The organism is Paenibacillus sp. FSL K6-2862 (assembly GCF_038005125.1).
GTDB classification, from domain to species: Bacteria; Bacillota; Bacilli; order Paenibacillales; family Paenibacillaceae; genus Paenibacillus; species Paenibacillus illinoisensis_A.
This window is the reverse complement of the sequence record NZ_JBBOSN010000001.1, coordinates 5,328,204-5,344,266: the sequence shown is the minus strand read 5'-3', so window position 1 is coordinate 5,344,266 and position 16,063 is coordinate 5,328,204. Positions and strand designations below refer to the sequence as shown.

13 protein-coding genes and 1 tRNA gene are annotated in these 16,063 nt (G+C 47.0%); 12 read left to right on the top strand and 2 right to left on the bottom strand.

The features are described from left to right. The 6 genes from MHB82_RS24135 (at position 1) to MHB82_RS24110 (ending at position 6,248) form a co-directional block, all read left to right on the top strand. Entirely contained in the window at positions 1 to 624 is a 624-nt protein-coding gene (locus MHB82_RS24135) for an XTP/dITP diphosphatase (protein ID WP_110756372.1), read from the top strand. A gap of 396 nt (positions 625 to 1,020) precedes the next feature. Further along, positions 1,021 to 1,863 (top strand): STM4015 family protein, encoded by an 843-nt coding sequence (locus tag MHB82_RS24130; protein ID WP_341176041.1) that lies wholly within the window; start codon positions 1,021 to 1,023, stop codon positions 1,861 to 1,863. A gap of 3 nt (positions 1,864 to 1,866) precedes the next feature. After that, positions 1,867 to 3,153, top strand: a complete 1,287-nt coding sequence (locus tag MHB82_RS24125; RefSeq protein ID WP_341176040.1) for an STM4014 family protein — start codon at positions 1,867 to 1,869, stop codon at positions 3,151 to 3,153. Continuing rightward, complete coding sequence (locus MHB82_RS24120) at positions 3,146 to 3,931, top strand: STM4013/SEN3800 family hydrolase (RefSeq protein WP_341176039.1); 786 nt, start codon at positions 3,146 to 3,148, stop codon at positions 3,929 to 3,931. Before MHB82_RS24125 ends, MHB82_RS24120 begins: the two co-directional genes overlap by 8 nt. 56 nt (positions 3,932 to 3,987) lie before the next feature. Then, entirely contained in the window at positions 3,988 to 5,382 is a 1,395-nt protein-coding gene (locus tag MHB82_RS24115) for an STM4012 family radical SAM protein (protein WP_341176038.1), read from the top strand. Then, a complete protein-coding gene (locus MHB82_RS24110; protein WP_341176037.1) occupies positions 5,379 to 6,248 on the top strand; it encodes an STM4011 family radical SAM protein in 870 nt (289 codons plus the stop codon). The genes MHB82_RS24115 and MHB82_RS24110 overlap by 4 nt, the downstream gene beginning before the upstream one ends. A 142-nt stretch (positions 6,249 to 6,390) precedes the next feature. On the opposite strand, the gene asnB is transcribed toward MHB82_RS24110, so the two are convergent. Beyond that, positions 6,391 to 8,235 (bottom strand): asparagine synthase (glutamine-hydrolyzing), encoded by a 1,845-nt coding sequence (gene asnB, locus MHB82_RS24105; RefSeq protein ID WP_110756361.1) that lies wholly within the window; start codon positions 8,233 to 8,235, stop codon positions 6,391 to 6,393. A 192-nt stretch (positions 8,236 to 8,427) separates the two neighbouring features. On the opposite strand from asnB, the gene MHB82_RS24100 reads away from it, so the two are divergent. The 3 genes from MHB82_RS24100 to MHB82_RS24090 all read left to right on the top strand — a co-directional run bounded on the left by MHB82_RS24100 (position 8,428) and on the right by MHB82_RS24090 (position 9,303). Then, on the top strand, positions 8,428 to 8,727 hold the full coding sequence (locus MHB82_RS24100) for a hypothetical protein (RefSeq protein ID WP_183524909.1): 300 nt from the start codon (positions 8,428 to 8,430) through the stop codon (positions 8,725 to 8,727). A gap of 20 nt (positions 8,728 to 8,747) precedes the next feature. Next, positions 8,748 to 9,104, top strand: coding sequence for a hypothetical protein (locus MHB82_RS24095; protein ID WP_095361407.1), 357 nt, complete (start codon positions 8,748 to 8,750; stop codon positions 9,102 to 9,104). Between the two features lie 70 nt (positions 9,105 to 9,174). Further along, a complete protein-coding gene (locus MHB82_RS24090) occupies positions 9,175 to 9,303 on the top strand; it encodes a hypothetical protein (protein ID WP_255248063.1) in 129 nt (42 codons plus the stop codon). Between the two features lie 77 nt (positions 9,304 to 9,380). On the opposite strand, the gene MHB82_RS24085 is transcribed toward MHB82_RS24090, so the two are convergent. Further along, positions 9,381 to 9,674 carry a DUF4870 domain-containing protein gene (locus MHB82_RS24085; RefSeq protein WP_095293284.1) on the bottom strand — a complete coding sequence of 98 codons (294 nt, stop codon included), beginning with the start codon at positions 9,672 to 9,674 and terminating at the stop codon, positions 9,381 to 9,383. A gap of 297 nt (positions 9,675 to 9,971) precedes the next feature. On the opposite strand from MHB82_RS24085, the gene MHB82_RS24080 reads away from it, so the two are divergent. The 3 genes from MHB82_RS24080 (at position 9,972) to MHB82_RS24070 (ending at position 16,062) form a co-directional block, all read left to right on the top strand. Continuing rightward, positions 9,972 to 10,045: transfer RNA gene (locus tag MHB82_RS24080), tRNA-Arg, on the top strand. Positions 10,046 to 10,407: 362 nt separating this feature from the next. Further along, positions 10,408 to 11,181, top strand: coding sequence for a class I SAM-dependent methyltransferase (locus tag MHB82_RS24075; protein WP_341176036.1), 774 nt, complete (start codon positions 10,408 to 10,410; stop codon positions 11,179 to 11,181). 381 nt (positions 11,182 to 11,562) lie between these two features. Continuing rightward, on the top strand, positions 11,563 to 16,062 hold the full coding sequence (locus tag MHB82_RS24070) for a S8 family serine peptidase (protein WP_341176035.1): 4,500 nt from the start codon (positions 11,563 to 11,565) through the stop codon (positions 16,060 to 16,062). The last annotated feature ends 1 nt before the right edge of the window (position 16,063 follow it).

The following is a 16,063-nucleotide window of genomic DNA, read 5'->3' as shown; positions in this document are numbered from 1 at the left end:
ATGCATCTGGACAGCCCAATCATCATTGTTGCAACCCGAAATCAAGGTAAAGTAAGAGAGTTTGCCCATGCATTTGCACCCCTTGGCAAAGAGGTCAAAAGCATGTTTGATTACCCCGAACTTCCGGATGTCGTGGAGGACGGGGTAACCTTTGCCGAGAATGCCTGGAAGAAAGCAAAAGCGGTAGGAGATGCACTTGGTCTTCCTGTGCTGGCCGATGATTCAGGACTTTGTGTGGACCTGCTGGATGGGGAGCCGGGTGTGTATTCGGCAAGATATGCTGGCGAAGGAGCAACGGATGCCCTGAATAATGCCAAGCTGCTTGCAGCGCTGGAATCTATCAAATCCGGTGAGGATACACAACAGCCGCTGCTCAGTCCGGCACGCTTTGTATGTGCCCTGGTTCTGTATGATCCAACAACAGGGGACAAGTTTGAAGCGGAGGGTACAGCAGAAGGCTGGATTACGAGCGAGGCTGCCGGTGGTGGTGGCTTTGGGTATGATCCTTTGTTCTATGTACCTGAATACGAGATGACGATGGCTGAGCTTACGCTGGAACAAAAGCAGGCTATCAGTCATCGTGGTCATGCACTGCGAGCGCTTGTATCCCGGCTTGAAGGCTGAATCCTGGTCATCAGGAGTCATATGAATCAGGTATAACAACCTGAACAAATATGAAGGCGTTAATGGAAGGAGTATCATTCCTGGAGATTGTGGAATGGACTCCGGCTATTAGCGCTTTTTTTGATATCACCAAGATCTGCACAGAATCGAAGTGTATAGAACCAAGGTATATGTTGATAATTTTTATTTTTATCCTTCCATATACCTAGCAGAAATCTCTTTTTGATACGATTGAGAAAAGAACGCGTGTTCTCTTTCCTAATTGGTGAAGTACAGCAATTTCGCGTTTGAGAACCCTGGTGGGACCGGAGTTGGAAGAAGTTGCAAGCCCCGTGCAGGATGGGGTAACATTCAAATTAACGAATCAAGAATGAACTCAATCGGAGGGATTAACCAATGCAGGAAGTGAAGCTTACGATATCTTATGATGACTATGAGAACGGTATCCGTATGGAGAATTTGATCAGGGAATTGGCTGCCAAACCCGATGCGGGTTCATTGGAAAGTCTGGTCATTGGAGACTGGGGACAAGCTTACGAGAGTTCTCCGGACGAATTCATGAATGTTCTTATTGAATTGGCGCCAAGTTTTCCGTCATTAAAAAAGCTGTTCATTGGAGATATGGGCTTTGAAGAGTGTGAGGTCTCCTGGATTATTCAGACCAATCTGACCCCACTTTTGAAGGCTTTTCCAGAACTGAAGTCCTTTACGGTAAAAGGCAGTAGTGGATTAAGCCTTGAACCCTTGCAGCATGCCAAGCTTGAAGAGTTGGTCATTATCTGTGGTGGACTTCCGCAGGAGGTCCTCTCTTCCATTACAAATGCTCAATTGCCTGAGCTACGCAAGCTCGAATTGTACTTGGGTGTAGATGATTACGGCTTCGACGGTTCACTTGAAGATGTGCTTCCGTTGCTGGAACAGAGACGATTCCCCAAGCTTGTGTACCTTGGCCTGAAAGACAGTGATATTCAGGATGATATCGCCAAAGCCGTGGCACAGGCTCCCATTGTAGATCAACTGGAAGTGCTGGACTTGTCCCAAGGCACATTGTCGGATGAAGGGGCTGAGGCTCTGCTTGCCAGCGACAAGATTAAGAAGTTGAAGCATCTCGATCTCAGCTATCACTACATGACAGACGAAATGCTCATTCGCTGGAAACGTTCAGGCTTATCCGTTGATGTCAGCGATCAGCAGCAGAGTGATGAAGATGACTGGCGTTATCCGTCATTAACGGAATAAGGGATGTCAGGCGTTAAGACAAACCAAACAGCAGATCACAGACTCCAATCCCATAGCAGTGAGTGGCACAAAGAACGGCCATTTTGGTTGATCGGAAACCCGGATAATCGTAGAACCAAAGGCCTCCAGCAGGCAAGGCTGCAATGTGGCTTGAGCCCTGCTGAAGTGCTACCCTATGTCGACTTGCTTAAGACCTGGAGACAGGGTGGGTCCCTGGCCGACCTTGTCAATCAAAGTTTACAACGCAAGGTTACAGCGGAAGCGGCACCCTTGATTCGAATTGATGCACCGGGGGAGCAATGGGATGTGGAGCGGGAATTGTTATCTCTTGGTGCGAAGGATGGGGAACCCAACACTGAACCATTCAGCAGAGAGTCATTTACGGCAGAGGAGGCACTTGAGCTGCGGCAGGATTGGGGGCGTATCTATGCACCTGCCCAGTGGTTTAATGGCTGGAAAGGCTGTCTGAAGCGAATTGGAAGGGAAGCGGGTGAATGGTGGCCTTCTGCCAGATTCCTGAACGATCCAGAAGATATTGCTACCATGTTTGACAAAAGGAAATGCCAACAGCATTTATCGGCTCACGGCGTTGATGTCCCTCCCGTTCTCCAATCTCCTGAGCGAATATTGAGCTATTCGGATCTGCGCGCAGCCATGCAGGCCTCAGGCATGTACCGGGTATTTGTTAAGCTTGCTTGTGGCTCGGCAGCATCAGGCGTTGTTGCCTATCAGGTCAACCCGCTAACGGGTGCAGAGATAGCTGTTACCACTGTGGGGATGGCAGTGGTTAAGGGCAGGCCGATTTTCTACAACGAAGGCCGCATGCAGAGGTACACCCGCAGGGAGGAAATTAAGACTCTGATGGACTGGTTATGTGCAGAAGGGGCTCAAATTGAACGGTGGATGGCCAAGGCTTCATATGGCTCGCGTGTATTTGATATTCGTCAGCTTGTAGCTGGCGGTCATGCAGGTCATGCGATTGTAAGGCTGAGCCAGACGCCTATAACGAATTTGCATTTACGCAACGAGCGGATGCTGCCCGAGGAAGCAGGAGTGGACGGCTACAGGCTGGGCCTGGTCCAAACCGCTGCCCAAACAGCGATGGCTGCATTTCCGAATTCATGGTCTGCAGGCATTGATGTCATGCTCAGTGGCGGGGATAACCCGCGTGCCTATGTTCTGGATGTGAATCCATTCGGTGATCTGCTGTACCACGTACAGCGAAACGGACTTGGAACATATGAGTGGGAGATGGATATTTTGCGAAAGGAGCCTTGCGAACATGCCTGATATGAACACCATTGTTGGCTCCCATGATCTGTTAATGATTACCCTGGATACGTTAAGATATGACGTAGCGAAGCAGGAGGAAGTGAATTGTCCCAATCTGTGCGGATCGGGTTCCTGGGAGAAACGGCATACCCCAGGAAGTTTTACATATGCAGCACATCATGCCTTTTTTGGTGGTTTCATGCCTACGCCCGCCAATACGGACAAGGCCTCGCATGTCCGGCTGTTTCATTCCCGTAATACCGGATTGAAGACTCATCCGCATACCTGGCTGTTTGATACACCGGATATCGTATCTGGTTTGGCAGAGGAAGGATACCGCACAATCTGTATAGGTGGAGTCATATTTTTCACGAAAAAGAATCCGCTGGCCAAAGTGCTGCCTGGTTACTTTCAGCAGAGTTATTGGCGAATGACCTTTGGAGTTACCAATCCTCGCTCGACAGAGCATCAGGTCCAGCACGCATTGAAGCTGCTTGAACAGATACCACAGGATGAGAAAATATTTCTATTTTTGAATGTGTCGGCCATTCATGGTCCCAATCGCTATTTTGTGGTAGGGGCAAGGGAGGACTCTGTTGAGACTCAACGGGCTGCTCTTCGGTATGTGGATCAGGCTCTGGGGCCCTTGTTTGATGCTATGCGGGAGCGTTCGCGGCCTACGTTCTGTCTTGCATTTTCGGATCATGGAACAGCTTATGGCGAAGATGGGTATCAGGGACACCGATTGGCGCATGAGGTTGTCTGGAATGTACCTTATCGTGAATTTGTTTTATAGCATGCATTGCAACCATTTAATTGTGAATGAAAACAACCGGAGACAGGAGGAAACCGATGGATAATCCGTCTGAGTTTACAACAACAGGTCATTCCGCAGCGTCCGGATCCAATACGACTACAGGTCTTAGGGAAGTGCTGACTTTACCTTATCGCTCTTATCTATACTCTTATCCGCATAAGACGGCATATCGGGAATTGAACCCGCCGCTGCCCTTGGGACCCTTGTGGGAACGTGAGAATACCGACACGTATTTTTTATATATGCATATTCCGTTTTGCGCTGCCCGCTGCGGATTCTGCAATCTGTTCACTTTGCCTGACCGGCGTGACGATACACATGAACGTTATGTGGATGCACTGGAACGCCAGGCGAAGCAATGGGCTCCCCTCACTTCACGCAGACCGTATTCGAGGTTTGCCATTGGGGGTGGGACACCAACATTGCTGAATGAGGTTCAGTTAAACCGTTTGTTTGACATTGCGGAAAATGTGATGGGACTTGATCCCGCCCATGCTTCCATCTCAATAGAAACCTCGCCTGACACCGTGACTGAAGGGAAGCTTGCGTTACTGAAGGAACGCAGCGTGGACCGCGTCAGTATGGGGATTCAGAGCTTTATTGAAGCGGAGGCTGCAGCAATTTATCGCCCTCAGAAACCACTGGAAGTAGAGCGCGCACTGGAGAAGCTTATGCGGTACGACTTTCCTTTGCTGAACCTGGATTTGATCTATGGTCTGCCCGGCCAAACGGTAGAGTCATGGCTGTATTCGCTTGAACGTGTCCTGTCTTATGAGCCGGGAGAGATTTTCATTTATCCGCTGTATACCCGCGAGAATACAATCGTGAAGCCGGAGGATATTCAGCGCCAAGGGCCGGATATTCGCATGGAGCTATACACTGCGGCAAGAGAAACATTAAAAAGCAGGGGGTATATTCAGTATTCCATGCGCAGATTTGCAAAAGAGTCATCCTCGCATGCAAGTAAAGAGCTGCTGCCGTACAGCTGCCAGGAGGAAGGCATGGTTGGTCTTGGATGCGGTGCCCGTTCCTATACCAGCGAAGTACATTATGCATCAAAATATGGAGTGAGCTATAAGGCTACCCAGAGCATCATCGCCGATTATGTGGCTGCCGAGCGATACGATGTAGCTGATTATGGCATTGTGCTGAGCCGGGAAGAGCAGAAACGCAGATTTATTTTAAAAGCGCTGCTGCATCGGGAAGGTCTGACTTTGGATGATTATCTCCAGCGGTTTGGAAGTGAAGTTATGACGGATTACGCCTGGCTCTCAGAACTGCTGACAGAGGGAATGGCTGTGATTGAGCAGGAGAATGAACATCAGGTGCTGCGTTTAACCGAAGAAGGTCTGGGATATTCCGATGCTATTGGAGATTGGTTAATATCTGCCGAGATTCGCGAGCAAATGGAAGGGTTTGTGTTCTCATGAGAGCAACCTTGTATTATCGGGGGAAGCTGTCGTCCTGTAATTATGATTGTCCCTATTGTCCGTTTAGCAAAACTGTGGATTCCAAGGAGACGCTGGAAACAGACGAACAACAATTACGTCAGTTCGTGGATTGGGTGAAGGCTCAGGAAGAGGTTGGACACGAATTGTCCATTTTCTTCAATCCATATGGTGAGGCGCTGGTACGGCGTTGGTACAGGGAAGCCATGGTTGAGCTGTCACATATGCGCCACGTCCATAAGATTGCTGTGCAGACGAACCTTTCCGTTAAGTTGGATTGGGCCCGTGAATTGAATTCCGGGACAGCTGCTTTCTGGGCAACCTATCATCCTCGTGAGACCAAGGAATCTTCTTTTATTAAACAATGCCTTACTTTGCGTGAAATGGGTCTTGAATTCAGTGTGGGCACGGTGGGACTCCGCAGTGCATTTCCTGCCATTCATTCCATGAGAGAGGCGCTGCCGGACGATATCTACATGTGGATCAATGCCTTTAAGGATAAGCCTAATTATTACGAGCCGGAAGAGGTTGCCTATTTGCGGTCGATTGATCCTCTGTTTGAGGGGAACTTACAGGATTATGAGAGTTATGGCAAAGGCTGTGCGGCCGGCTCGGAGGTATTTTATGTGCAGGGTTCGGGGCATGTAAAAAGATGTTATAAGGATCGCCGGATTATTGGCCATTTGTACCGTGACGGGTTGGAAAAGCTGTCTGCGGATCGGCCCTGCAGGATGAAAAAGTGCGGCTGTTATATTGGATACATTCATATGACGGACTCTCCATTCAGGGAGATTTATGGCCGTGGCTTGCTTGAACGAAACCCGGAATCCGCTGTGATGACTCGATGATTTACTAAAGTAAGATGGAGATTAGGAATGCTTCTGAATAATGCTTTTGGCTAAACTAAGACGCGATAATAAATAAAGAGGGGTGACCAGGTGAATGCATAAATGCTATTCACCAGGCACCCTCTTTTTAAACTACATTCTGTTAACGAATGGCAACCTTATATGTGCGCAACCAGGAATTAATCTGTGTCAAGTAAGCAAATAGCTGTGGACCGGACATGAGCTGCCCAAACCAGGGCAGATTAGACGAAGCATCAGGTGAAGATGCCAGCTTGCGAATCTGGGCCTTGTCAATCAAAGGCAGAATCGGCGAAGATGCATCATCTAGGATATCCAGCACCTGCTGCTTAACGGCCGTCAAATATTCTGGATTATGTGTTTTGGGATAAGGACTCTTTTTACGATATAAAACATCGTCAGGCAATACACCCTCTAACGCTTTTCTTAGGATTCCCTTCTCACGGCCGCCCGTTATTTTCATTTCCCAGGGAATGTTAAATACATATTGAATCAGGCGATGATCACAGTAAGGAACTCGAACTTCAAGCCCTGCCCCCATACTCATTCGGTCCTTCCGATCAAGTAGGGTAGGCATGAAGCGGGTGATGTTCAAATAGGACATGACACGCATTTGTGCTGCCTTTCCGGTCTCCCCATCCAGCAAAGGAACCTCAGCCACAGCATCCGAATATCGGTCAGCAAGATAGTCCAGTGGTCTGATCCACTCCCGAATGTCTGCAGATAACAAACCTGCCCGCATGTCAGGTGCTACCGACCAAGGGAACGTTCCCGAATTCAGCATCTCGTCCCGATGGAACCAGGGATACCCTCCAAACACTTCATCGGCTGCCTCCCCCGAGATGGCGACGGTTGCCCCTTTCTTGATTTCCTTACAGAACAAATAGAGAGAAGAATCCACATCCGCCATTCCGGGCAAATCCCGAACTAACATGGCCTGATTCAAAGCATGAACCAACTCTCCGTTCTCAATCTCGATCCAGTGATGATCTGTCTTCAGTTCATCCACCATACGCTGGATCCAGGGGCCATCTGCGCCAGGCTGGAACGAGTGCGCCTGAAAGTGCTTGGCATTATCCACGTAGTCGACAGAATACGTACTGACTTGACCTTGACCCGTTCGGTTGTAATAGTCTACGGCCAGTGCAGACAGGGCACTGGAGTCGAGGCCCCCTGACAGAAGGGAGCAGACTGGAACATCTGAAGCGAGCTGACGCTCGAGCGTATCCTGCAGCAGACGTCTTACCTCTGCGGCAGTCTCATCCAGATCATGCTCGTGAGGCTGGCTTTCCAGCTTCCAATAAGCGTAGGTTCGGATTCCATTCCGGTTGAAGATGAGCGCATGTGCTGGTTTGAGTTCATTCAACGAGGAATAGACACCATGTCCAGGCGTCCTGGCTGGACCTACGATAAATACTTCTGCCAGGCCCTCGGGGCCCACAGCAGCTTCGACATCCGGGTGAAGTAAAAGTGATTTGGGTTCGGAGCCGAATACGAGAGCGTCTTTTGCATTGCTGTAAAACAATGGTTTGACGCCAAGGCGGTCACGTGCCATGAAGACCTGTTCGCGTCCTCCATCCCAGATGGCAAAAGCAAAAATGCCATTAAAACGGTCTACACATGCCGGTCCCCATTCGATATAAGAGGCGAGCAGAACTTCCGTATCACATTGCGTACGGAAATGGTGCCCCCGTTGAAGCAGCTCTTTTTTCAATTCGGGTGCATTGTATAGTTCTCCGTTATACACGACGGTATAGGAGGTGTCTCCCTGTAACGCATGCATGGGCTGAGCCCCGTTCTCCGGGTCCATTACGCTGAGCCGGCGATGTCCAAATGCACAAGGATTGGAGATCCATGTACCTGAAGCGTCGGGCCCCCGGTTCGACAAACTGTCCGTCATTCGGAGCAGCAGTTCCGATTCCTGGGTCAAATCCCGATTCCACTGTATGAAGCCGGTTATACCGCACATGGTTGTTCATCCTTTCTTAGTCGATTCGTTGATCCTGTAGAGTGTTGCATGGCATGGAGCCAGCGAATGTTGTCTTTTTCGTCAGAAGTCGTAACAAATATATGCCGAAAGCAGGCATAAAATGTCTGTCCTCTTCGGAAACTATGTCTAGGAACAACGGCCTCAGCATGCCTGTGAAGGAGAGAATGGACTGTGGACAAAACAACCTATTATGTTTCTGTGGGTGGACGTTCCGTTTTACAGGATCAGCACGCAGCTGCTTATGAATGGGTTATTCAGGCGACACCTCAGGAAGTTGACCATTTAATGGGACTCCTCAACCTGATGCAGGAAAAAGAGGAAGAGGCCTTTCCAGGAATGGTATTCCCGTGGCCGGATACACCTGAAGAATCGGTGAATCGGGCATATGAAGCTGCTATACAGCAGGTGTATCAAGAGATTTACCGTTTGGGAACACCGGAGACAAGACGAGAGATCGAACAAAGTATATGAAATGATAAGGAGCGATAACAATGTATGCAATTCAGGATGCCAAGATCCGCAGATTAACCGAGGTGGATGGATTGTCTTGTGCAGAAGTGGAGGTACAACCAGCGAACGCAGGAGATCCTTCTTTATTAGTATATGTGGCGGCAACTCAGCCTGGAAGCACATTGGAAGTGGTAAGGATTGTACGCAACCATTCGGATGCTGTTCTGGATTGGTACAACAACAATATGCACACTGCTTTTGAGGATGCAACGGAGACAGCGTTTCAGAACAGTGAAGGTATAACCGCTGGAGAAGATAAAGCGCGATTCCAAAGTGAATTGTTTGCGTTTGGCCTGCTCGGCCCAACCCTTCAACGCTACTTAGTTGGTCAGGCGTAATCATCTTCCAGCATGGATAAAGGAGCTAACCCGGAGCATACTACAACCAAGTTCCGGGGAGGTGATAGCAATGGCTTCCAAGTTCAAGAAAAACAAAGGAAACCTTTACGCGCATCATACCGAGTTTGCCGGGGAAGTGCTCGCCGTTAACAGCAAGCGTCCTACGCTTAGAAATCCATGGCGTAAGGGAAACAAGTAACCGGAATGAAGAACCCGCCGCTTTTTTGGAAACGGCGGGTTTCTGCATGTAATCTAATGGTAAGGATGGTGTGGAAGTCACGCATACTCACGAAGGACTTGAATCCCTTTGACGATATTATAAATAAAGCTTAATCCATAAATCACAAAGAACAGAATGACATAACCGATGGCGCCTCCAATGCTCTGAGAGGTAACGAAGAAATAAAAGAGGGGAATGGCAGCGAGAAACGGGAAAACGTGTGAAAACAAGGCCCGTTTGGCATGTCCCTCAATATAATTGTCCCGCGCAACAATCCAAATGATAATCGGGAACAGAAAAGGAGCGAAGAAAATACTGAAATAGGATAAGGCGGACAAAAGCTGTCTCATAACAATTCTCTCCTTCTTTGAATGAATTTAGGTGTAAAGGTATGTATGCAAAAGATTACCCAGCCAAGCTGACAATGAATAGTCTATGTTCCGTATGGTGTATATGGGGTATAAACCCCGCCATCAACAATATTGCCTGCGAATCCAGATCGTATTCGATCGGTTGAGCAGCGTATGAAATTATACGTAAATGAATGTAACTGGATGCAACTTATTAATTTTTTTATAAAAGTATTGAAAAATATAGAAAACCGAGTATAATAGAAATCGCGCCAAAAATTTTATTTATACATACTTGTCTCAGTAGCTCAGCAGGATAGAGCAACGGCCTTCTAAGCCGTCGGTCGGGGGTTCGAATCCCTCCTGGGACGTTCAAGAAAGCTTCCTACGGGAAGCTTTTTTTACGTTCAGGGGATGAGAACCCCCATCGTCGAAGCATAAGCTTCGAGAGGATTACTTCGCAGTCTCGACTGGAAGGAGAGTATCCCTCCTGGGACGTTCAAGAAAGCTTACTACGGGAAGCTTTTTTACGTTCAGGTGATGAGAACCCCATGGTTCGTCGGAGCATAAGCTTCGAGAGGATTACTTCGCAGTCTCGACTGCAAGGAGAGTATCCCTCCTGGGACAGAAGTTTATAGGTTATAACTATTAATGGGATAGAAATTATATATTTAAATAATAAGTCCGGATGTGCCACAATAAACTTATCATTACGAAAGCGACGGTGGTATCGATGAAATCAATCAACCAATGGCAGGCAGAGGAGTATGATCACAAATTGGCCTTTGTATCGGGATACGGAAAAAGTTTAATTTCATGGCTTCAACCTCAAAAGGGAGAACGGATTCTAGATTTAGGCTGTGGGACGGGTGATTTGACACACGAAATCGCCTTGTCACAAGCAGAGGTGGTTGGCATGGATGCCTCTCCGGACATGATACAGCGGGCAAGAGAGAAGTTCCCAGAAATCACATTCGTGGAAGGGGACGGACACCGATTCGAGGCCAGCAAACCCTATGATGCTGTTTTCTCCAACGCAGCATTGCACTGGATGAAGTCTCCTGAACTTGTCGCAGAAAGTATATGGAATGCGCTGAGGCCTGGCGGACGCCTGGTCGTGGAGTTTGGTGGAAAGGGTAACGTTCAGACCATAGTAACTGCACTGGAGACGGTGCTCGAACAAAAGACAGGAATTCATGCTGCAGATCGCAATCCCTGGTACTTTCCAACAATCGGTGAGTACAGCTCCCTCTTGGAAGAGAAGGGATTCCTGGTTCGGCAGGCCTATCATTACGATCGTCCTACCCAGCTTCAAGATGGGGAGAAGGGTATTGAGGGGTGGTTAGCTCATTTTGGAGGGGACTATTTTGCTGGTCTAAGCAAGGAACAAATTGAGGGAATTTGCCTTGAAACGAGTAAAATGGTAGTACCCAAGCTCTGGAAAGATGATGCCATCTATGCGGATTATAAGCGTTTGCGAGTGGAGGCTGTAAAACTGGATAAGTAAAGTGAATGTATCATTTACTTTGTTAAATGAAATTTAAAAGGTCATTACTCTTTAATGTCTGTATCTTGCAGGGATCATGATTCTCATGCTTCAATGAGGATTGTGGTCTTTTTTCCTATGAACTAGTTTAAAATTCAATATCTTCATCGACAAATAAATACAATTCTCTTATTTTCCTCTTACTCAAGAACCATATAAGTAATTTTTATATCATATTTGTAATTATTTAGAAGGGAATTGTGATGATTTAGTAGAATAATTTACCATGGGTCAAACTTCTTGCGGAAGGGATGGTGACATTATACAAGTATTGCAGTACTTGTTCGGGACAAGACCCCAGTGATTGGTGAGGTATTCATATTAAGAAGGAGGGGCATCGCCTTGAATAAACGATTGATATCCATGCTATTAAGTGTCCTTATGATCTTTTCCATCATCATGCCTGCGGCTGGAGCCGCTCCAGCAGAAGTACAGCTTGACAGGAATTTGCCTACCAAGGCTGAAGCCGAGCAGTGGAGAGAGATTCTCGACCAGCGGGAAGAGAAACTTGCCGCAAAACCTTTTTTGGATCAGAGGCTGGAAGGTCTAGGTGGAGAGAAAACAAGAGTGATCGTTGAACTCTCAAACAAACCCGTAGCTGTAGCGCAAGGCGAATCAACCCTCTCAGGAAAGTCATTTACCTCCTCTATGGAAACAAATGCTGTGACGAAGGTCGAACAACAACAACAGTCATTTGTACATAGCCTCACTCAGAACAAAATCAATCACGAAGTATTGGAAAAGTACGCATACGCCCTGAATGGTGTAGCCATTGAAGTGAATGGAAGCCAGATGGGACAGTTGCTTCGCATACCAGGTGTGGTCAGTGTGTATCCTGACCTTGAAATCGCGTTAACGCCAGAGAATGATGAAGTTAATCCCTATATGAAGGATACAGCTCCGTTTATTGGTGCCCCGGAAGTATGGGATTTGGGTTACAAAGGAAATGGTATCAAAGTCGGCGTTATTGATACAGGGATCGACTACAAGCACCCTAATCTAACAGAAGGTTATAAGGGTGGATGGGATTTTGTGGATAATGATGAAGATCCTTATGAAGCAACAAGAGAAGAGTGGAAGGTGTCTGAACAGCCCGAGTTTAACGAAAAAGGCAGTTCCTACTATACATCCCACGGTACTCACGTAGCAGGAACAATTGCCGCTCGTGAAGCTGGAGATTATGGGGTGATTGGTATTGCTCCTGAAGCTGAAATCTATGCTTACCGCGTATTAGGGCCTTATGGCAGTGGACAAACCGCTTGGGTCCTGGGCGGAATTGATCGCTCGGTCAAAGATGGTATGGACATCATCAATCTCTCACTGGGGAATTTAGCAAATGATCCAAGTTACATTACTTCGGTTGCCCTCAATAATGCCATGCTGTCAGGTGTGACTGCAGTGGTAGCAAGTGGTAACGAAGGCCCGAACCGTTACACACTAGGTTCTCCGGGAGCATCGGCTATGGCAATCACAGTCGGTAACTCTACGGGCCCTAGTCAGATGATCACAGCCGACACACATTTTTGGATCGATAAGGAAGGTGAAGGTACACTACCTGAAGAATTGCCTGCACCTGAGGTTGAGCAATCACCTGAACTTGGAGTAGCACCAGGAACTGAAGCTCCAGAAAATCCAGAGGAAGACATTCTTGCTAGCACACCAGATGAAGAAGAGCCAACCGTTGAAAAGCCTGAATCATTAGGCGAAGATGCGTTGCCACAAGTAGAGCAAGCAGAGACTACTTTGGAAACAACACAAGATACAACACAAGATACAACTATTCCTAGTACGGATGAAGGGGCACCTGCTGAAGAGGAGGAAGTCGCAGCTCCAACTGAAACGGACACCAATCCACTAAGCGTTACAGAGTCAGTCTATCGCCTGGATGTGATGGGCTGGAATCTAGCGGAGGATCCGGAAACGGTTTTGAATGGACAATACGATTTGGTGTACGCCGGCTTGGGCAAACCAACTGATTTTGAAGGAAAAGATATGAACGGCAAAGTTGCTTTCATCCAGCGCGGGGAGCTAGCTTTCGTTGATAAGATTGCCAATGCCAAAGCGGCTGGGGCGATTGCTGTTATTGTTTACAATAACATTCCTGGGCCAATTGGCGTTAGTTTGGGCGATGATTTTGAATTTATTCCTACCCTGAGCATGAGCAAGGAAGATGGAGAAGCTATCAAGGCGCAGCTCGACGCTGGTCAAGGCGTTGAAGTCAGCTTCAGTGATTTCGTCAAAGACATGACAGAGGGAGATGAGATGAACTCCTCAAGTTCCCGAGGACCAGCCAAGGTAACACTGGACATTAAACCGGACATTGTTGCACCAGGAACTAGCATCCTGTCAACCATTCCTGCGTATGGCAAGGATGAGCCTGAAGCGGATTACGATCAAGCGTATGGACGTAAATCAGGAACAAGCATGGCGACTCCGCATGTAGCCGGGCTGATTGCATTGCTGATCGAAAAACATCCGGATTGGACACCTTTCGATATCAAAGTTGCCCTTATGAACAATGCCAAAGTACTGAATACAGAGAATTATGATGTGTTCGATCAAGGTGCTGGACGTATACAGGCCACAGAGACGATTGATCCTGAGACTTTTGTTAAAGTCATGGATGTCACGAAATATACTGAAAACGGCGAGGCAGTAGAAAAAGAAAACATTACAGGTAGTGTCAATTTCGGCAACTTCCTAAGTACAGACGAAAAAACGGTCAGCAAAACGCTCAAAGTTCAGTCACTAAAAGGAACAGGCGGGGAATATTCTGTATCTGTTAATCCTACTCGTACCATTAATGGTGTCTCGGTTTCCGTTGATAAGGCATCCTTTGAATTGGATGGAGAAGAAGAGGTAACGGTGACGATTACGGTTCCAAAAGGCGTGACTACTGTTGGAGAAGCCCAAGGGTATCTTCAGTTCAGTCATGGAGCGAAAACGTACAGCTTACCGTACGTGGCACACTTCAATGTTACAGAGGCTGGCGTTAAATACATTGAAACGAAGTATGGTAATGAGACAAATCCATTCCATTATCCATTGAAGGAAGATGGCACGCTAGATACGTTGAATATAGCGATGGAGTTCCATAACCCTATGAATTTTGCGGTGGTCGAAATTTTCGATGGAATTGACATGGAGGCCGGTCCTAACCAGGATGGTTACATTGGATATATTTATGGAGATTATTATAACTTCAAATCCAATACAAGATACAATTTGGCTTGGACTGGTAATTTTGTGAATTACACTACAAAAGAAGTAATGGAAATCCCTGATGGCTTGTATACAGTAGACATTACAGCGAACGGTACAGACGGCAAAACGTATGTAGAGGATACCCCTCCATTCTTGGTGAAAACAGAAGCACCAGTGGTAAAAGTGCCTGAAAAACTGGAAATACAGCAAACAGGTACGAACTCTCTGTCAGGTACGGTTGAAGACCTGTACTTCACTGTTGCCCCTGCTCTTAAAAGTGGATGGAATTATGATCTTGACGTAACAAAATCCTTGAAGTCCGGCTATATCGTCAAAGACTCTACTGATAAGAAGATCAAAGAGGGGAACTTTGAAGTAGAATCAGACGCTGCATTTACTGTTAGTCTTGAGGGATTGCTTCCAGGAGAATATAGTGTGGAAATCACTATTGAAGATCTTCAAGGATTGGTGGGAACGTCATCTACCGCTTTAACTGTAAAAAAAGATCCTGATCCACAAGTGCCTAATCCTGGCACACCATCTCCAGGCTCTGGTTCTTCAGGTGGATCAAGCTCAGCACCTTCGCCAACACCAACGCCATCGCCGACTGTAAAAGGTGATGCATCCGTAACCGAGAAAAAAAATACGGACGGAACAATCCAAGCTACAGCTGCACTATCCGAAACGGCTATCAATACACAATTAGCAGGTGATGGAAAAGAAGTGAAGCTGGATCTATCCGCTATAGAGTTTGAAAAGTATAGTCAAGTGGAACTAACATTAATTAAATCTATAGCTGATAAGATTCAAGCAGCTGGCAAAAGTTTGGTTATTGAAGGTCTAGCGTTTAATGTGTCTATTCCTGCAATGTCACTAACGGACTACATCTCTTCAAGCGGCTTCAGTTTGAAACTGCATGTATTAAAAGAGCAAGCGGACAATCAGAATGAGAAGCATGTTTCTTCAATCGTGTCCATTGATCAGGATGAAGACACATTTAAGCACAACATTACGCTTACTTTGAAATATGATGCGAAGTCTGTGAAAGATCCGCGCAAAGTCATTGCTTACCACCAAACAACAGAAAAAGTATGGCAGCCTGCATCATTGTCGGATGTGTCTCAACAAGGGCAATTGCAGTTCAATGTTACAGAGCCAGGAGCATATGCTGCGGTGGAAAATGACGTAACCTTCGGGGATATTATTAATCACTGGGCTAAAGATGAAATCGAAGTAATTGCATCTCAACAAATCACTAAAGGTATTAATGCAAGTACATTTTCACCTAATAGCACCATTACTCACGCAGAATTTGCAACGCTGCTCGATCGAATCTTTGGAACGGGTATTGATTGGGAAGTACGCAGCAAAGAGGCTGGTGCAAGGGAACACTTGACTCGTGAAGAAATGGTTCTAATGATCGCAGATGCTCTGGAACTGGAACAAGGACCGGCATCAGTTGATTTCAAAGACGGAGATCAGATCTCGGATGAAGCGAAATCCGCTGTAGCTTTTGCGGTAGAGAATGGTCTGGTTAAAGGGATGACCGGTAATCAATTTGCTCCCAAAGCCACATCAACCCGCGCACAGGTATCGGTTATTCTGTACCGCCTACTTGAACATCTGGGCAAAATTTAAT